Source organism: Ruegeria sp. CDSB022 (assembly GCF_059611145.1).
The window spans coordinates 26,733-43,707 of sequence record NZ_JBXWOZ010000009.1; the positions used below are offsets into that span (position 1 = coordinate 26,733).

Annotated in this window: 16 protein-coding genes and 1 pseudogene; 9 read left to right on the forward strand and 8 right to left on the reverse strand. The window is 57.1% G+C overall.

Annotated elements, in window-relative coordinates:
- The first annotated feature begins 14 nt into the window (after nucleotides 1-14).
- Nucleotides 15-1,148: an acyltransferase family protein gene (locus AC2FIZ_RS13930; protein ID WP_281973235.1), complete on the forward strand. Its 1,134-nt coding sequence runs from the start codon at nucleotides 15-17 to the stop codon at nucleotides 1,146-1,148.
- Between the two features lie 7 nt (nucleotides 1,149-1,155).
- Here the strand turns inward: AC2FIZ_RS13930 and lepA are convergent, their stop codons facing one another.
- Nucleotides 1,156-2,955, reverse strand: coding sequence for a translation elongation factor 4 (gene lepA / locus AC2FIZ_RS13935; protein WP_281973236.1), 1,800 nt, complete (start codon nucleotides 2,953-2,955; stop codon nucleotides 1,156-1,158).
- A gap of 86 nt (nucleotides 2,956-3,041) precedes the next feature.
- Nucleotides 3,042-3,665, reverse strand: a pseudogene (locus AC2FIZ_RS13940) (RNA ligase family protein).
- Between the two features lie 175 nt (nucleotides 3,666-3,840).
- On the opposite strand from AC2FIZ_RS13940, the gene AC2FIZ_RS13945 reads away from it, so the two are divergent.
- From AC2FIZ_RS13945 to AC2FIZ_RS13955, 3 genes are all read left to right on the forward strand, one after another.
- Entirely contained in the window at nucleotides 3,841-4,152 is a 312-nt protein-coding gene (locus AC2FIZ_RS13945; protein ID WP_142638101.1) for a hypothetical protein, read from the forward strand.
- 66 nt (nucleotides 4,153-4,218) lie between these two features.
- Nucleotides 4,219-5,160 (forward strand): LysR family transcriptional regulator, encoded by a 942-nt coding sequence (locus tag AC2FIZ_RS13950; RefSeq protein WP_281995801.1) that lies wholly within the window; start codon nucleotides 4,219-4,221, stop codon nucleotides 5,158-5,160.
- 159 nt (nucleotides 5,161-5,319) lie between these two features.
- On the forward strand, nucleotides 5,320-6,246 hold the full coding sequence (locus AC2FIZ_RS13955) for a DMT family transporter (protein WP_281995792.1): 927 nt from the start codon (nucleotides 5,320-5,322) through the stop codon (nucleotides 6,244-6,246).
- A 67-nt stretch (nucleotides 6,247-6,313) separates the two neighbouring features.
- Here the strand turns inward: AC2FIZ_RS13955 and AC2FIZ_RS13960 are convergent, their stop codons facing one another.
- Nucleotides 6,314-6,757, reverse strand: a complete 444-nt coding sequence (locus tag AC2FIZ_RS13960; protein ID WP_142638096.1) for a low molecular weight protein-tyrosine-phosphatase — start codon at nucleotides 6,755-6,757, stop codon at nucleotides 6,314-6,316.
- A 28-nt stretch (nucleotides 6,758-6,785) separates the two neighbouring features.
- On the opposite strand from AC2FIZ_RS13960, the gene AC2FIZ_RS13965 reads away from it, so the two are divergent.
- Together AC2FIZ_RS13965 and AC2FIZ_RS13970 are read left to right on the forward strand one after the other, a co-directional pair.
- On the forward strand, nucleotides 6,786-7,481 hold the full coding sequence (locus AC2FIZ_RS13965; RefSeq protein ID WP_281995791.1) for an NAD-dependent deacylase: 696 nt from the start codon (nucleotides 6,786-6,788) through the stop codon (nucleotides 7,479-7,481).
- Between the two features lie 54 nt (nucleotides 7,482-7,535).
- Nucleotides 7,536-8,144, forward strand: coding sequence for an HdeD family acid-resistance protein (locus tag AC2FIZ_RS13970; protein ID WP_282027764.1), 609 nt, complete (start codon nucleotides 7,536-7,538; stop codon nucleotides 8,142-8,144).
- An 81-nt stretch (nucleotides 8,145-8,225) separates the two neighbouring features.
- On the opposite strand, the gene AC2FIZ_RS13975 is transcribed toward AC2FIZ_RS13970, so the two are convergent.
- The 5 genes from AC2FIZ_RS13975 to meaB form a co-directional block, all read right to left on the reverse strand.
- Entirely contained in the window at nucleotides 8,226-8,690 is a 465-nt protein-coding gene (locus AC2FIZ_RS13975; RefSeq protein ID WP_281995789.1) for a copper chaperone PCu(A)C, read from the reverse strand.
- A gap of 42 nt (nucleotides 8,691-8,732) precedes the next feature.
- Nucleotides 8,733-9,083 (reverse strand): hypothetical protein, encoded by a 351-nt coding sequence (locus AC2FIZ_RS13980; protein WP_142638088.1) that lies wholly within the window; start codon nucleotides 9,081-9,083, stop codon nucleotides 8,733-8,735.
- Nucleotides 9,084-9,491: 408 nt separating this feature from the next.
- Nucleotides 9,492-9,779, reverse strand: a complete 288-nt coding sequence (gene rpmB, locus AC2FIZ_RS13985) for a 50S ribosomal protein L28 (RefSeq protein WP_142638086.1) — start codon at nucleotides 9,777-9,779, stop codon at nucleotides 9,492-9,494.
- Nucleotides 9,780-9,948: 169 nt separating this feature from the next.
- Complete coding sequence (locus tag AC2FIZ_RS13990; protein WP_496791205.1) at nucleotides 9,949-11,088, reverse strand: Hint domain-containing protein; 1,140 nt, start codon at nucleotides 11,086-11,088, stop codon at nucleotides 9,949-9,951.
- Between the two features lie 149 nt (nucleotides 11,089-11,237).
- Nucleotides 11,238-12,215, reverse strand: coding sequence for a methylmalonyl Co-A mutase-associated GTPase MeaB (meaB, locus tag AC2FIZ_RS13995; protein WP_142638208.1), 978 nt, complete (start codon nucleotides 12,213-12,215; stop codon nucleotides 11,238-11,240).
- A gap of 153 nt (nucleotides 12,216-12,368) precedes the next feature.
- Between meaB and hrpB the strand changes: the two genes are divergently transcribed.
- The 3 genes from hrpB to AC2FIZ_RS14010 all read left to right on the forward strand — a co-directional run bounded on the left by hrpB (nucleotide 12,369) and on the right by AC2FIZ_RS14010 (nucleotide 16,971).
- On the forward strand, nucleotides 12,369-14,801 hold the full coding sequence (gene hrpB, locus AC2FIZ_RS14000) for an ATP-dependent helicase HrpB (protein WP_496791206.1): 2,433 nt from the start codon (nucleotides 12,369-12,371) through the stop codon (nucleotides 14,799-14,801).
- A 139-nt stretch (nucleotides 14,802-14,940) separates the two neighbouring features.
- Nucleotides 14,941-15,399 carry an NUDIX hydrolase gene (locus tag AC2FIZ_RS14005; RefSeq protein WP_282027762.1) on the forward strand — a complete coding sequence of 153 codons (459 nt, stop codon included), beginning with the start codon at nucleotides 14,941-14,943 and terminating at the stop codon, nucleotides 15,397-15,399.
- Nucleotides 15,400-15,492: 93 nt separating this feature from the next.
- Nucleotides 15,493-16,971 (forward strand): inorganic phosphate transporter, encoded by a 1,479-nt coding sequence (locus AC2FIZ_RS14010; protein WP_496791207.1) that lies wholly within the window; start codon nucleotides 15,493-15,495, stop codon nucleotides 16,969-16,971.
- Nucleotides 16,972-16,975: the final 4 nt, after the last annotated feature.

Sequence of the window (16,975 nt, forward strand, 5' to 3'; positions counted from 1 at the left end):
ATTACATGACCAGAATGGCTGATCAGGACAAAATAGGGTACGTTAACGGGTTACGCGGCATTGCTATTCTGATGGTCCTGTATCACCATCTCATTCAGCCTCATTATACACCAATACCCTTAGAAAAAACTTCGTCGTTTTACTTTTTCGCGATCCAACCATTTCAGTTTTCCGGCTGGTTGGGTGTAAACATATTCTTCGTGCTGTCCGGGTTCGTTCTGTTCCTTCCGTTCGCGCGATCCGCCAATCTACAAATCGACAGCGTGAGATTTCTAAAAAAGCGGGCCGTGCGCCTGCTCCCACTCTACTACCTGAACGTTCTTGTGTGTCTTGTCGCATTTGTCGGCGAACCAATCGCAAGGTTCTTGATCCATTCAATCGCCTATGTACTTGTCCTCTTTCCCAGTCCAGAATTATTTTTCCCGCCAATGAACCCTCCATTGTGGTCTTTGGGTATCGAGATTTGGTTTTCCATCTTATTTCCAGCGATCCTGATACTAATGCGTTACTTGGGTATTGCCAATGCGTCCGCTCTTTTGATCATTCTTTCGCTTGCGGTAAACGTCTATGGATCGGTGGAATTTCAGGTTAACGGGAAATACTTAAACAGTGTTTCCGACACATTGCCTGGGAGGCTTTCAGACTTTTGTATTGGTATGCTCGCAGCACATTTTTGGATACACGTTACCGATGACAATCATGCACTCGCCTTGAAAAGGCGCATCTTACTACCAAGTGGAGTGTTAATGATATATCTATCCTTTGTACTTTCCGTCGGACGCGTCACAGGTGATTTTCCAGCCATTTCCCAGACATTCGCAAATCTATTTCTCTCTCTGGGTATCGCGCTGCTGATTTTAGCCCTTCGCGCCCAAAAAACCAACTCAACTCTGCGGAGTTTCTTAGAGATCCGAGGACTTCAGGTTTTGGGCATGATGTGCTTTAGCGTGTATATCTGGCACTGGCAGATCATTCATGTGTTCAATCACATCTGGGGAAGCCAGAACTGGATATTCACGCCAATACTGATGCTTTATTTTTTGGCATTGCTTCTCGTTTCCGGAATAACATATCGTTTCGTTGAATTTCGGCGAAAGGGCGTCAGAGACATATTCCTCTTGCAGCCCAAGCAATTCCAAAAGAGGTAGGCAGGCCTCAACTATCCATCTTCAACGCTGAGATAAACGCCTCCTGCGGAATATCGACCTTCCCGAACTGACGCATCTTCTTCTTACCCGCCTTCTGCTTGTCCAGCAGTTTGCGTTTCCGCGTGGCGTCGCCTCCGTAACACTTGGCAGTAACGTCCTTACGCAGGGCCGAGAGGGTCTCGCGCGCGATGACCTTGCCGCCGATGGCGGCCTGGATCGGGATTTTGAACATGTGGCGCGGGATCAGGTCTTTGAGCTTCTCGCACATCGCCCGGCCCCGCATCTCGGCCCGGTCGCGGTGAACCATGGTCGATAGCGCATCGACCGGTTCATCATTCACCAGCACCGACATCTTGACCAGCGCGTCCTCGGTATAGCCGGTCATCTGATAATCAAACGAGGCATAGCCCTTGGTCACCGATTTCAGGCGGTCGTAGAAGTCAAAGACGACCTCATTCAGCGGCAGGTCATAGACGACCATCGCGCGCGAGCCCGCATAGGTCAGGTCCATCTGGATGCCGCGGCGGTCCTGGCACAGTTTCAGTACGTCGCCCAGGAATTCATCCGGCACAAGGATGGTCGCCTTGATGCGTGGTTCCTCGATATGGTCGACCTTTGAGGGGTCGGGCATGTCGGCGGGGTTGTGCAGCTCGATCATCTCGCCGTCTTTCATGAAGACGTGATAGATCACCGAGGGCGCGGTGGTGATCAGCTCGATATCATATTCGCGCTCAATCCGGTCGCGAATGACCTCAAGGTGCAGCAGGCCCAGGAAGCCGCAGCGGAAGCCAAAGCCAAGTGCTGCCGAGGTTTCCATTTCAAAGCTGAAGCTGGCGTCATTCAGCGCCAGCTTGTCGATCGCGTCGCGCAGGTCTTCGAATTCGGAACTGTCGACGGGGAAGAGGCCACAGAACACCACCGGTTGCGCGGGTTTAAAGCCGTCCAGCGCGATTTCTGCGCCATTGCGGTCATTGGTGATCGTGTCGCCAACGCGCGTGTCGCGGACCTGTTTGATCGAGGCAGTGAGAAAGCCGATCTCACCGGGGCCGAGGCTGTCCACCATCTCCATCTCGGGGCGGAAAACGCCGACGCGGTCGACATGGTGCAGGGTGTTGTTCGACATGAACTTGACGCGCATGCCCTTTTTCAGGGTGCCGTCCATGATGCGGACCAGAACGATGACGCCGAGATAGGCGTCGTACCAGCTATCGACCAGCATCGCCTTGAGCGGTGCATCCAGATTACCCTTGGGGGCCGGCAGATGGGTGACAATGGCCTCCAACGTCTCATGGATGCCCTGCCCGGTCTTGGCGCTGACCTGAATCGCCTCAGACGCGTCGATGCCGATCACATCCTCGATCTGTTCGGCCACGCGGTCACAATCGGACGCAGGCAGGTCGATCTTGTTCAGCACCGGCACGATGTCATGATCGGCGTCGATGGCTTGATACACATTGGCCAGCGTCTGCGCCTCGACCCCTTGGGTCGAGTCCACAACCAGCAGAGAGCCTTCGACCGCACGCATCGACCGCGAGACCTCATAGGCAAAGTCCACGTGGCCGGGGGTGTCGATCAGGTTCAGCACGTATTTCTCGCCATTGTCGGCGGTATAGTCGATGCGGACCGTGTTGGCCTTGATGGTGATGCCGCGCTCGCGCTCGATATCCATGCTGTCGAGCAGCTGTTCCTTCATGTCACGATCCTTGACTGTCCCGGTCTCTTGGATGAGCCGGTCAGCAAGGGTGGATTTGCCATGGTCGATATGCGCGACGATGGAGAAATTGCGGATGTGAGCGAGGTCTGTCATGGGTTGGGGATATGCGTCGGAAATGGGCTGCGGTCAAGGTAGGACGCGACCCGACGAAACCCTTTAGTTGCTAGGCTTCGATCCGATCAGACCAGCCCATTTCTAACCAGTTCAGCATTCATCCAATGCGTCTCACTTTGCACATGACCTTCACGTACGTACTTCGCGAGATGAGTGGGCATGTTTTCTTCCTCGAATGCTGCTGTTGTGCGAACGACAAACCCCTCTTGTGTGTCTAGATCTAGGGCTGCAATTACATCAGCGACGACCTGAGCTGAGAGCCGTCCCCGATACAGTTCGGAAACAGGGCTGATTCCAAGTTTTGTAAAGCGTGACAGCGTCGCATCCCATGGCTGAACGACGCCAGCTTTGATCCACGCGAATCCCAAAAAATAGGTCGGCAATTCCAAATACGCGATGGAATGACGTGCGAATAGATATTCGCCAACAATGCGCTCATCCTAAGTAAGTTGCGGTGCGATACCAGCTGCGAAAGCCTTCACCCAGTCTCGCGACGGGTGATATCTTGCGTCGATGCTGCGAGGGTGGCAGCCTTGGCTGTGAATTGTCGTATTCTCGCCGTCCATCTTTTCGGTAAAGACGACTTCGACCGCTGATGCCAACTCATCAACACTCGACATGATCTTGTCATCGCTTGTAGCACCGGGAGATTGCGGCAAGTGGAATGTACGCCCGTATTTCTTTAGCATTTTGGTCTCACGATATAGTTCTAAGCGAAGTCAGGCCAGAAAACGCGACATCAATTATGTGCGCAATCACTTTTTCGCAGCACATGATTGATCCGAAATCCACTTTGATTCATACTCCGCCACAGACCAAGAGGGGCATCAGACCCGTCCGGGCAGGCAAAAACGAGGCAAGAGCATGAAACAGTTCCTCCTAATCGCATTTTGTGCGGCATCGCTGACGGCGATGGCTCCGGCACCCAGCGAGGCTGCGCAGATCAAACGGGCGTGTCTGGCGTCTGATCGGTCGGCGGCGACGCGGGCGCGGTGCAGCTGCATTCAGCGCGTCGCGGATCAGGCGTTGACGCGTGGTGATCAGAAGACCGTCGCCAAGTGGTTCACCGACCCCCATCAGGCGCAGGAGTTGAAGATGTCGCAGACTTCGCGCGATGATGCGCTGTGGGATCGGTATAAGAACTTTGGCCAGATGGCGCAGGCAATCTGCAACTAAGCTGGTCACGCTGCTTGACCTGATGCGCACTGCACCTCAGATATGGCGCAGCGAAAGGTGTATCAGATGGTAATGAAAGGGCTGACCCTGCGGGGCCTTGAGGTGTTCGAGGCTTTGGCGCGGACAGGATCGGTGGCACAGGCCGCCGAGATCACGGGGCTCAGCCAGCCGTCGGTTTCTCAGCAGTTGCGCAATCTGGAAAAGGCATTGGGCACTGATCTGGTCGATCACGGGCGACGACCAATGCGTTTAACGCAAGCCGGCCGCAGCTTTCTGGCGCGGGCCGAGGTCGTGCTGGCCGAACTGCAAATGGCCCAAAGCGAACTGACCGTGATGGATCTGGGGCATCTGACCACCCTCTCCATCGGTTTGATAGACGATTTCGACAACGATCTGACCCCGCGGCTGGCGACTTTGCTGGCCGACAGCCTGACCCGGTCGAAATTCAAACTGATCACGTTGCCCAGCCTAAACCTGTTCGCCGAGCTAGAGGCGCAGAGGCTGCATATGGCTGTATCCGCGCATTCCGGAGAGGTCCTGAAGGGTGTGATTGAATACCCTCTGGTTCAGGACCCTTTCATTCTGGTGACCCCAAAGGGTGTGGGGAATTCAATACAGGACCTGCCCTTTCTGCGATACGCCCGAGATCAGCTGATCAGCCGCCAGATCGAGGCGCATCTGGCGCGCCAGCAAATGGAGTTCGAGGAACGGTTTGAAATCGGCTCGCACCTGGCGCTGATGGCAATGGTCGCACAGGGGCTTGGCTGGGCGATCACAACACCACTGGGATATATGCGTGCGACGCGGTTTCATGACGGGATGGAGGCGCATCCGGTCCCGTTCGGTGACTTCGCCCGCACAATTTCGCTGTTCACCCGCTCTGACTGGTCGGACCAAGTACCCAAAGAGGTTGCAGACATGATCCGACGGCTGATGCGGAGCCAGATTGTTGATCCGGCAGTCGCGCAGGTGCCGTGGCTGGGCGGGCAGTTGAAGGTGATGAGTTAGTGTAGGGTACCGCAGATATTGGAAGCATATTTACCAACGCGCCGTGTGTTTCTGCCACCATCTTCATACAGAACTGAACTAGGGTTAGCTTTGCGAACCGAAGCAACCGCTCGACGAATCTCTGCTACAGCAGTCGCAAACCTGTGATAGCAAATTGGAATGGCAACGATATCAACACAGACCAGACCAACTATTCCCTATCCGATTGCGGTTGCCGGCGTTCTTTTCGCCTCAATTTGTTTCGGGCTGGTTCCTTATTTTAGCCGAGGGCTGACCGAGCAAGGCGTCGCGCCTTATGCCGTCGCGTTCTATCGCTACATCGTTACGGCAATTCTGCTGCTGCCTGTTCTTATAATACACCGAAACGCTTGGCGCGAGATTGCTTGGGGGCTTTCGGCAGGCGCGGTAATGGGCCTTGGATGGATTGGATATGTGACGGCGCTGGAGACATTACCCGCATCGACTGTGGGCGTTCTCTATATGACCTATCCGGTTTTCACGCTGATCATTGCCTGGACTTTGTTCGCCGATACACCCACAAGGCGCGCATTGTTCGCCTCGGGCCTCATTACGTTGGCGGCACTCATTGCAGGATCGCCCGCATCCGTTCCTATTCAGCACATACCAACGCTTCTGATGTCGCTAGCAGCCCCAATCGGGTTCGGCTTCGGAATATGTGTTTTGGTTCACAGGTTGTCCCGCATCGCACCGCTTGCGCGCATTGCTTCGGTTTCCTTGGGATCGGTTCTCGGGCTGTTGCCGCTGATGTTGAACGCCGATGTTGCCAAGTTGCTCCCGCAGGGGCAATCCGACTGGATTTTGATCGTCGGAATTGGCCTGGTCACAGCGCTTGTGCCACAGCTCATTTATACGATCTGCTCGCCGTTGATCGGCGCTTCTCAAACTGCGGTCGTCGGCAGCATTGAATTGCCGACGATGTTTGCTGTGGGCTTTCTTGCCTTTGGCGAAGCAATCACAACACCACAGGCCGTAGCCTGCGCTTTGGTTTTGGGTGCGATTGCAATCACCAGAAGCCGGACGACACGCACCTTATCCACTGTGATTGCGAAAGAACCAAACAGGTGAGCTTAGCCCCGATGCAGGCGTCGATTGATTTTACACCTGAATGTCGAAGACATCAAAGCATCTACAACTAAGCCCTCAGATGTGCGTCAAGACCTGCGACGGCCTTTTCGATCAAATCCAGCGTGCCCTCGAAATCACGGGTGTAATACGGATCGGGCACATGATCCGCGCCTGTCTCAGTAGCGAAATCAGTCAGCAAGCGAACCGGAGTTTTGTTGCCACGGGGACGCAAGTTTTCGATATTGGTAAGGTTCTCTGCATCCATTCCGATGATCAGGTCAAAGCGGTCAAAATCTTCGGCCACGAATTTGCGCGCGCGCAGATCGCTGATGTCGATACTACGGGCATGAGCAGCCTGCTGCATTGGGCCATAAGGCGGGTCTCCGATGTGCCAGCCAGAGGTTCCGGCGCTGTCGGTGGCATGATGCGGCGCACGGGCGCGAAAGGCACCTTCGGCGGCCGGAGACCGGCAGATATTGCCCAAACAGACGAAAAGGATACGGTGTGTCATACAACCGGGTGTAACGCGTGAGGCGGAAATGGAAAAGATCGTCATTCTGACCGGTGCCGGGATTTCCGCCGAAAGCGGGCTGGGCACATTCCGCGACGAAGGAGGTCTGTGGGCGCAGCACAGGATCGAGGATGTCGCCACGCCCGAAGGCTTTGCCCGCAATCCGGCGGTGGTGCACAAGTTCTACAACGCGCGCCGTGTGCAGGCTGCACAGGCGCAACCCAATCCGGCCCATACCGCGCTGACCCATCTGCAACGCAACTGGCCCGGCGAGGTTATCATCGTGACACAGAATGTCGACGGCCTCCACGAAGCTGCAGGATCCGAGAATGTGATCCATATGCACGGCACCCTCGCTGGGGCCTTATGCACCGCCTGCGATCACCGCTGGGTCGCCCCGCCCGAGATGTCGGTGGGTGAACCCTGCCCCGCCTGCGGTGGCCCAACCGCCCGACCCGATGTTGTATGGTTCGGTGAGATGCCCTATTTTATGGACCTGATCTACGATCACCTGGCCAATGCTGCAATCTTCGCTTCAATCGGCACCTCGGGTCAGGTCTACCCCGCCGCAGCATTTGTGCACGAGGCGACAATGTCAGGCGCACGAACCGTCGAGTTGAACCTAGATCCGTCATCCGGCGCCTCGAGTTTCGATCAGGTGATACTTGGCCCTGCATCCGAAACCGTGCCACGCTGGGTTCAAAAGCTGCTGCGCGAATCTTAGCCCGCCAGACCGGCACCAAAATTATTGATACGACAATCGAAATAAGAGGCTCCCATGACCGACCCCCACCACACGCGCGAAGAAATCATGGACGATTCCAGTATGGAGGGCCGCGATACATTTGGCGACCAACTGGCAAATCTGTGGTGGACCTTCCTGTTGCGCGGATGTCTGGCCGGAGCATTGGGGATCGCCGCGCTGTTTTGGCCAACGGGCAGTATCTCTTTGCTGTTGCGACTGGTCGGCCTGCTTTTGGTTCTAGATGGCGGCCTGACCCTACTGGGCTTTGGACGGCGCGGATTGATCGGCGGCGTCGGCATCGGGGCACTGTTGATCGGTCTTGTCCTGCTGATCTGGCCCGAGGGTGTTGCGCGGCTGACATTTTTCCTGCTGGGTGCTTGGGCGCTGATCGTCGGCATCGGTTCGTTGCTGGCATGGCGGCAGATACCCAGCAACAACCCGGATGCCGTGATGGTGCGAAACTCGGGGATCATTGCGCTGATCATTGGGTTGGTGCTGTTGTTCTGGCCCGGCAGTGGCATGGTCGCACTGGGGTGGGCCATTGCCTTTTCCGCTCTGGCTTTCGCCGCCGTGATGTTCTTTCTGGCAATGCGCTTCAAACGGGCGCATGACCGCGTTTCGATGCGGGTTGTTAACCGTTGAAGCGATAGGCAAACAGGCCGGGCAAAGCCCGGCCTGACGCTTGGATGACGGCCGCATAGCGGCTTGAAGGTTGACGTGACCTTAGTTCGAGTGGGCGCCCATGTCTTTTCGTTCCAGATCAACCGGCACGTCGATCTCAACTTCACCGGCCTTTTCAAAAACCAGCGTCACAGGCACAGTTGCACCATGTTCAAACGGGGCAACCAATCCCATGAACATCACGTGATCGCCCCCGCGCTTGAGCGCATGCGCACCACCGGCAGGGATGACGAACCCCTCTTCGACATGGGTCATCTGCGCCACGCCATTGGCATCGATCAGATGCGTGTGCAGCTCAATCCGTGCAGCCGCCTCCGATTCCGCACGAACAAGACGGTCATCCGCCTCGCCCGTGTTCTGAATCACCATAAAGGCCGCGCCCGCTTTCGCCGTTTTGCCGGCGGAGCGCGCATAGGCATCTTCTAGTGTGATGGTTTCCTGCGCCATTGCAGTGGTGGCAAATGCGGCCGCAGCCAGGGTTGCCAAAAGTTTGGAAGTGAGGGACATTGCGCCTCTCCTATGTCAAGTGCCTGAAAAAGTTAAATTTAATCAGGCTCTTGCAGGTGGCGCGCGGGCGGGCTGAAACGGAACGGGCGCTGCTATTAGGCTCCTGTCGCCGCGCTCTAAAAATGGCCCGGCATAACTTGGTGCATCGGGCAGCACATGTGAAACGACGGCAATAGCACCCAGTAACGTCAGCGCATAGTCGGGGCAGAAATGCGGGGGCTTCGCCGGTTGCCCCTCCGCATCCATATAGATCACAACAGGACCAACACCAGTACACAGCACCATCTGCCCGACTGCAGTATCAACGCCACGCGACGCAGCCACCCCCTGACCAGTCAGAATGACCAGCAGCGACAGGGCAAATGATAGAAATCTGTTCCGAAAGTGTTTCATCCTGCCTTCGGTATACGCCCGAGACAAAAAGGGCTTCAAGCACAATCGAATGCGCCAGAAGCCCTCGGGTCATTTTTGGTCAGTACGAGGTCAGTTGTCCATTCCGGGACGTTTGACAGACCCTTTTGTCAGGCTGGTATGCAACCTGTTCACCTGACGCTGCATCCGCACACATGTCCCAAATGTCTTGCCAAAAAAGGCCGCCAACAGGGAGAGGGAATCAAAGGATTTGAAAGACATGAGATCGAACTCCGCCAATAGAATATGAACAAACATATTCAAACATCAGAACACTGTATGTGAACAAGATCACGCTCTGACGGCGAAATCGTCTAAACTCAATCAGGCAAAAGAAAAGACCCTGCACCGTTCGGGTACAGGGTCGAAATCTTTGGTGAAAAAGAACGCTTAGACCGCAGCTTGAGCCTTGGCGATTTCTTTTTTCACTTTCAGTGCGTTGGTGGACAGCTCGTCATCCTTGGCTTTGGCCAGGAACGCATCCAGACCACCACGGTGGTCAACTGAACGCAGGGCAGCGGCCGAGATACGCAGCTTGACGCCACGACCCAGGGTTTCCGACTGCAGGGTTACGTCGTTCAGGTTGGGCAGAAAACGACGACGAGTTCTGTTTTTGGCGTGGCTGACATTGTTGCCAGTCATCGGGCCTTTTCCGGTCAGTTCGCAACGGCGCGACATGGTTTCTTCCTTTGTATCTGCGGGCTGGGTACAGGACCCGTGGCCAAATCACAAGGGGCGCAACCCGAAGTCGCGCCCGAAAACTGGTTGGATGCGTTTAGTGGGAATCACAGGAAGGGTCAAGACGGGCCGTGCGAAATCTTTGCACCCATCTTAAACTCTATAAGACCTAGGCGCCATTGCGTTGAAGCAAGGCTTTGTTGTTCTTCAAATGCCGCTGGATCAGGTGGGACTGTTGGCGTCCACATGGAATGAACCGGGCCGGGTTTTCACCATGATTTTCGATCAGTTCCGGAAAGATTTCGAAAATTTCTCGCCGCGCCTCCGATCCGAGGGATTTCAGGGCCTCGACTCCGGTGAACAGGCTTTCGGTTGGGGCATCTTCGGCAAAGATGACATGATGGCGATCAAATAGCAGGTGAAAATACTCAACCGATTGCACGGCCTCATCGATATAGATTCCCGGCAGTGCGGTCAGTTTGATCGCCGGAATCAGAACTTCGGTGGTGCCGAACATGCGTTCCGCGATTCTGGACTGCACCAGCATCCTGTGCTGGCGTGAGACCAGAAGATCGCGATGCGGCAAACCCTCGCCCAGCGCACCTGCAAGGATTCGTACCGGCAAGAGCCTGGGATTTACCAGCAAGGCGGCGCGGTCAAACTGTCGACGACCGATCCAGCGTATAGGCTGAGGGTCGCACCCCATGGTCGGGACCATGTCCCCGATCCGCAGCGCTTGGATTGCTTTCATGCCGTCCTGCGTCAGGATGTGCGTGTCACGGGTAAAACAAGGAACGCCACTTCCGTTCTCAAAGGCAGAATATGTGACCGTGATACCGGATGGTAGGGTGAATGTCCCGCTGGACAGGGTATAGCCTACGCCATCTACGACGTTAATGACGCCAAAATTGGTATCGGTGATGACGGTACCCACAGGCAAGTTCAACGTGTCGGTCCCGCCACCACCCCGCAAATCGCCACTAACGCTGGTGCTGGTGAAATTCAGGGTATCGTTGCCGCTCCCCAGCCGGATGTTTCCAACACTCGAGCCACTGATATCGACAGTGTCGTCATCCGACCCGCTGGCAATCCTACCACCAATGGTGCTGCTGGTGACGGTGATCGTGTCGGAGCCGGCATTGCCGATGACATTCCCGGTAATCGTGCTGTTATTGATGTCGACGTCGTCGTCGCCACCCAGGCCGCGGATATTATCAATCGGAGTTCCAGCCGGTGAACCGTTCAGGGTCCCCGTGTCATTGTTAACGTCGATATCGTCGTTGCCGTTGGTCCCAGTAATATCGGGCATAGCTGACGGTTCCCGCATATCCGGCCTGGCGACAGATGCGCGGCCTTAACCTGAGTTTGCATCAAGTTTGGGTCAACTTGCAACCTATGGGCGATAACCCACCGATCCGAAATCAGAAAGAGAATGAGATCAAAGGCTTGAATAAGGCCTTAGCCAGCGACTAAAGCAGACAACATATGTTCCGCCGCAACCGACGGACTGAGCTGACCAGTGCTGACCTGCGAGCCCAGACGCTCCATTTCCGAGCGCGCTTGTGGAGTCGCCAGGCGTGCCAGAAGGGCAGACCGAACCTCTTGTTCGAACCAATATTGTGCTTGCGTGGCGCGGTTGACCTCCCAGTGGCCATTTTCACGGCGCCATTTACTGAGGGACTGCATCTCCTCCCAGGCTTGAGCCAGCCCATGTTCCTCGACCGCTGAGACAGTCATCGCTTTGGGAAACCCTTCCGGGTCCTGGGGTCGTTTACGCAACAAACGCAGCGCCCCGGAATAGTCGGCGCAGGTGCGAGTGGCGGCAGATTTCAGGTCACCATCCGCCTTGTTGACCAAGATCATGTCGGCCATTTCCATGATACCGCGCTTGACGCCCTGCAGTTCGTCACCGCCCGCCGGGGCAAGCAACAGCATAAACAGATCCGACAACTCGGAGACAACCGTCTCCGATTGCCCGACACCAACCGTTTCGATCAAAACAACATCGAACCCAGCGGCCTCACATAAAGCGATGGCCTCACGTGTGCGGCGGGCAACGCCGCCCAGGTGCGACTGGCTGGGTGATGGGCGGATAAAGGCGTTTTTCTCGCGGCTCAGGCGTTCCATCCGGGTCTTGTCCCCCAGAATGGACCCACCCGACCGAGTTGAGCTGGGATCTACTGCAAGAACTGCAACACGCAGCCCCTGCCCTGTCAGCATCATACCAAAGCTTTCGATGAACGTGGACTTGCCGACGCCGGGCGTTCCTGACAATCCGATCCGCAGGGCCTGGCGGCCCTCTTTGGTCAATCTGGTCAGCAGTTCCGTCGCCTGCGCACGATGATCGGCGCGACCGCTTTCCACCAGCGTGATACCACGGGCCAGCGCGCGCCGGTCTCCGTTCAAAATCCTGTCACTCAGGCTGTCCAGTTCCATTTCGCCCCCAATCAGTTGCGGCAGTTCTAGTTGCCGTCCCAATGAGGGGTTTGTCCAGACCAGAGCGCACAAGAATTTACCTCTGGGATATGCGCTCTCCGGGCATAAGAGACGGAACTGGACCTTGCCGTACCGTTGGCGGATAAAGCCCGCATGATACGCCTGCCCATCGACGACGCCATTCCTGACCTTCTTGCCGCCCTAAAGGCTTCGGGCCGCGCAGTGCTGCAGGCACCTCCGGGCGCGGGGAAAACAACACGAGTGCCGCTGGCGATATTCGAGGCGGGGCTATGCGATGGCAAGATCGTGATGCTGGAACCCCGCCGCTTGGCGGCCCGGGCTGCTGCTGAGCGCATGGCCGATACGCTGGGACAGCGCGTGGGCGACACAGTTGGTTATCGCGTGCGGGGCGAGGCGAAGGTATCGAAATCGACCCGGATCGAGGTCGTCACCGAAGGTATCCTGACCCGGATGCTGCAAGTCAAACCCGATCTGCCCGGCATTAGTGCGGTGATTTTCGATGAATTCCATGAACGGTCTCTGAACGCGGATCTCGGCCTGGCCTTGTGCCTTGAGGTCGCCGGGGCATTGCGGGACGATCTGATCCTGCTGGCAATGTCGGCAACGCTAGACGCTGAGCCTGTGGGACGGTTGATGGAGGCCCCCGTTGTTACGTCCCAAGGGCGCAGTTACCCGGTCGAAACACGTTGGCTGGACGGACCGCTAGGACAACAGGCGCGAAAGCTGGACGCATTGGTCGATCTTGTAGTTCAGGCCGAGCGCGAAACAGAAGGTGGGATGTTGGTGTTCCTGCCCGGAGAAGGCGAAATCCGCCGGGCAGAGGCCGCCTTGGCTGGCCGGCTATCCAGCAAAGCTACGGTGCGACCACTATTCGGCGCGATGCCTTTTGCTGCCCAGCGCCAAGCGATTGCACCGGTCGAAACCGGTCGCAAAGTGGTTTTGGCTACGTCCATTGCCGAAACCTCGTTGACCATTCCAGACATTCGCGTGGTCTTGGACATGGGACAGGCTCGGCGGGCGCGTTTCGATCCGGGTTCGGGTATGTCCAGACTAGTGACCGAGCGGGTGACGCGCGCCGAGGCAACGCAGCGCGCTGGCCGCGCTGGTCGTGTCGCCGAAGGCAAGTGCTATCGCTTATGGTCGAAGGGCGAAGAAGGCGCGCTGGCGGCCTACCCCCCGGCCGAGATCGAGGCAACCGACCTGACCGGGCTGGCGCTGGAACTGGCACTTTGGGGGGCGGACCCCGAAGAACTGTCTTTCCTGACCCCTCCACCCGAGGGCACGATAACAGAGGCCCGCACGTTGCTGACAATGCTGGGCGCGCTGGATGGAAAGGGGCGGATCACCGACCACGGGCGGTCACTGGCTGCGTTACCTCTGCACCCGCGACTGGGGCATATGCTGGAACAGACAGGCCCCGGCGCTGCGCCCTTGGCCGCCCTGATGGCCGAACGCGACCCTCTGCGCGGCGCGCCGGTGGATATGCTGCTCCGGCTCGAAGCCATGCGAGATATGCGCGCCTTTCAGTGTAACCGTGTCTGGCAGGTCAACATTGGTGCGTTGGAACGGATAAAGACCGAGGCCAAGCGACTGCGATCCAAAGGCACCCCATCCGACTTCAGCCCAGCGGCAACAGCCGCACTCGCCTATCCCGATCGCATTGGACAACGGCGCAAAGGGGATGAGCCGCGTTATGTGTTGTCAGGAGGGAAGGGTGTTGTGCTGGATGGCAGCGATACGCTGGCTGCCGCGCCTTATCTGGTTGTGACCGATACCGATGGCAACCCCCGCGAAGCAAAGGTGCGCATGGCCGCACAGATCTCGGAAAAGGAAATTCGTGACTTGTTCGAGGATCAGATCACCTGGATCGAGGTCTGCGACTGGTCAAAACGTGACCGCCGTGTCGTTGCGCGCAAACAAGAACGGCTAGGCGCAATCACGTTGAGTGATCGTGTTTGGAAAGAGGTTCCGGACGAAGCAGTTGCATTGGCGATGCTGGATGGCGTCCGTGATCTTGGCCTGCGACTGAACGGGGCCGCTGCGCGATTGGCGGCACGGGTGGAACTGGTCCGGACCGAAGGCGCAGAGCTGCCTGATTTCTCGATCGAGGGGTTGACCGACACGCTGCAAGACTGGCTGTTGCCGATGCTTTCCGGCGTCCGCAATGCTGAAGACTGGAAACGGTTCGACCTGTTGCCAGCGTTGCGCGCCCGACTGGACTGGGCCCAGACGCAGGAACTGGACCGGCGCGCTCCAGGGTCGTTTGAAACTCCTCTGGGGCGAAAGGTGCCGATAGATTATGGCGGTGCAGTACCGGAAATCTCGGTGCGGCTGCAGGAACTGTTTGGCGTAACGCGCCATCCGGTCATTGGCGGTGAGGCCCTCAAGATCACTCTTCTTTCACCGGCCCAACGACCCATCCAGATCACGCGCGACCTGCCCGGTTTCTGGGCTGGGTCATACGCGGATGTGCGCAAAGATATGCGCGCGCAATATCCCAGACACCCTTGGCCCGAAGATCCGACCAAGGCCGACCCCACCCTGCGCGCAAAACGTCGAAATTAGGCGGCCGTCGGGAATTTTCGTCGAAAATTCTTGGCATGAAGATGCGGAAAGCACGGCGATTCCGGGCGTTCATTGAAGATTATCTGTTTCATTGCTATGTGGGCTGCTCAGGTAAAACCCGGGTACGCGAACGACAAACATGACAAAATGGCTGCGAAATATTTGGGAAGAGGTCGCCCGGCCTCTGTTCCTGCGCCCCCATCGGGTGCAGTTTGGCGCCTTGTGCACCCGCGAAACACAGGACGGGCTGCAGGTTCTTTTGATCACCAGCCGGGACACCGGACGCTGGATCATCCCCAAAGGTTGGCCGATTGATGGCCTGGATGGCGCCGAGGCTGCCCGGCAAGAGGCCTGGGAAGAAGCCGGCGTGCGCGCCCAATCCCTATCCAAAGACCCTGTTGGGCAATATACTTATGACAAGATCCTGAAAGACGGGGCCAGCCAGACTGTGGTGACCAATGTCTATCGGATCGAAGTGCAGGAACTGGCCGATATCTACCCCGAGGCCGAGGAAAGGACCCGCGAGTGGGTTTCGCCCGTGATAGCGGCCGGACGTGTTCAGGAGCCCGAACTGCGCGCTTTGCTGCTGCAGCTGTGACACCTCCACAAAAAGTGATGACGCCACGGTTGCTCGTCTGAGCGAAACCGTATAGCCGCGGGTGTTCTTTTGGAAGCCGCCCGCAATAGCCTGATGTCGAACCCAAGCTCCAAACCCCGTTGGCAATCGCTGGACAGCGATCTGGCGCGCATCTCACGCGTTGAGTATGCCAATGCCCATGTGGCACGCCCCATGCTGGCGCCGGGTATCGCCTTCGCCTTTATTGCGCTGGCCGGGCTGACGGCCGCAGTGGTTTTTGGGCGGGCTGATGGCGGGTTGATCGTTGTCGCGGCAGCGGGTTTTGGGGCCTATATGGCCATCAATATCGGCGCAAATGATGTTGCCAATAACATGGGCCCCGCTGTCGGGGCCAACGCGCTGACCATGACCGGCGCAATCGTCATCGCCGCCATCGCAGAAAGCGCTGGGGCCTTGCTGGCAGGTGGGGATGTCGTCTCGACGATTTCGAAAGGGATTATAGACCCGGCATCGGTTCACGACAGCACCGTCTTTATCTGGGCGATGATGGCGGCCCTGATATCTTCAGCCATGTGGGTCAACTTGGCCACCTGGGTCGGCGCACCGGTGTCGACCACACATTCGGTGGTAGGGGGCGTCATGGGGGCGGGCGTCGCAGCAGCTGGCCTAAGCGCGGTCAGTTGGACCACGATGAGCGCCATTGCCGCCAGTTGGATCATCTCTCCTGTGTTAGGTGGAACTATTGCCGCTGGCTTTCTGGCTTTGATCAATGCCAAAATTCAGTATCAGGACGACAAGATCGCCGCTGCCCGCCGTTGGGTGCCGATACTCGTTGCTGTCATGGCTGGTGCCTTTACCACCTATTTGGCCGTCAAAGGCCTGAACAAGCTGGTCAAAGTTGAGCTTGAAGTCGCTTTGCTGTTCGGTCTGGCCACCGGATTTCTGACATGGCTGGTGACAGTCCCTTGGGTGCATCGCAGATCAGAAGGACTAGAAAACAGAACGAAGTCTCTGAAAACGCTGTTTGGGCTACCACTTACTATTTCAGCAACATTTCTTAGCTTTGCCCACGGCGCCAATGACGTGGCAAATGCGGTTGGTCCGTTGGCGGCAATCGTGCATACGGCGCAGTTCGGGGATTTCGCTGCACAAGTCGCAATTCCAACCTGGGTGATGGTGATCGGAGCGCTGGGAATTTCCTTTGGGCTGTTCCTGTTTGGCCCAAAATTGATCAGGATGGTCGGCAGTCAGATCACCAAGCTCAACCCAATGCGCGCATTCTGTGTCGCCCTTTCTGCGGCGATCACTGTGATCCTGGCCAGTTGGCTGGGCCTGCCCGTCAGTTCCACCCATATCGCAGTGGGAGCGGTCTTCGGAGTGGGCTTTTATCGCGAATGGCATGCCGAGCGGCGCAGAAAGAACGCGAACCACCAACGACTGCCCGAGCGGCGCCAAGCACAGGAAGAGAAAAAACGCCGGAAACTCGTCCGTCGCTCGCATTTCATGACGATCGTGGCTGCCTGGATCATAACGGTCCCCGCTACCGCAGTGTTATCAGCCGCTATCTTCTGGACACTGACGGCTTTTCTCTAACCCA

Bases quoted from the DNA above. Each gene is read 5' to 3' on its own strand.
- AC2FIZ_RS13930 (WP_281973235.1), top strand. From the start codon at position 15: ATGGCTGATCAGGACAAAATAGGGTACGTTAACGGGTTACGCGGCATT.
- lepA (WP_281973236.1), bottom strand. From the start codon at position 2,955: ATGACAGACCTCGCTCACATCCGCAATTTCTCCATCGTCGCGCATATC.
- AC2FIZ_RS13945 (WP_142638101.1), top strand. From the start codon at position 3,841: ATGAAACAGTTCCTCCTAATCGCATTTTGTGCGGCATCGCTGACGGCG.
- AC2FIZ_RS13950 (WP_281995801.1), top strand. From the start codon at position 4,219: ATGGTAATGAAAGGGCTGACCCTGCGGGGCCTTGAGGTGTTCGAGGCT.
- AC2FIZ_RS13955 (WP_281995792.1), top strand. From the start codon at position 5,320: ATGGCAACGATATCAACACAGACCAGACCAACTATTCCCTATCCGATT.
- AC2FIZ_RS13960 (WP_142638096.1), bottom strand. From the start codon at position 6,757: ATGACACACCGTATCCTTTTCGTCTGTTTGGGCAATATCTGCCGGTCT.
- AC2FIZ_RS13965 (WP_281995791.1), top strand. From the start codon at position 6,786: ATGGAAAAGATCGTCATTCTGACCGGTGCCGGGATTTCCGCCGAAAGC.
- AC2FIZ_RS13970 (WP_282027764.1), top strand. From the start codon at position 7,536: ATGACCGACCCCCACCACACGCGCGAAGAAATCATGGACGATTCCAGT.
- AC2FIZ_RS13975 (WP_281995789.1), bottom strand. From the start codon at position 8,690: ATGTCCCTCACTTCCAAACTTTTGGCAACCCTGGCTGCGGCCGCATTT.
- AC2FIZ_RS13980 (WP_142638088.1), bottom strand. From the start codon at position 9,083: ATGAAACACTTTCGGAACAGATTTCTATCATTTGCCCTGTCGCTGCTG.
- rpmB (WP_142638086.1), bottom strand. From the start codon at position 9,779: ATGTCGCGCCGTTGCGAACTGACCGGAAAAGGCCCGATGACTGGCAAC.
- AC2FIZ_RS13990 (WP_496791205.1), bottom strand. From the start codon at position 11,088: ATGCCCGATATTACTGGGACCAACGGCAACGACGATATCGACGTTAAC.
- meaB (WP_142638208.1), bottom strand. From the start codon at position 12,215: ATGGAACTGGACAGCCTGAGTGACAGGATTTTGAACGGAGACCGGCGC.
- hrpB (WP_496791206.1), top strand. From the start codon at position 12,369: ATGATACGCCTGCCCATCGACGACGCCATTCCTGACCTTCTTGCCGCC.
- AC2FIZ_RS14005 (WP_282027762.1), top strand. From the start codon at position 14,941: ATGACAAAATGGCTGCGAAATATTTGGGAAGAGGTCGCCCGGCCTCTG.
- AC2FIZ_RS14010 (WP_496791207.1), top strand. From the start codon at position 15,493: ATGTCGAACCCAAGCTCCAAACCCCGTTGGCAATCGCTGGACAGCGAT.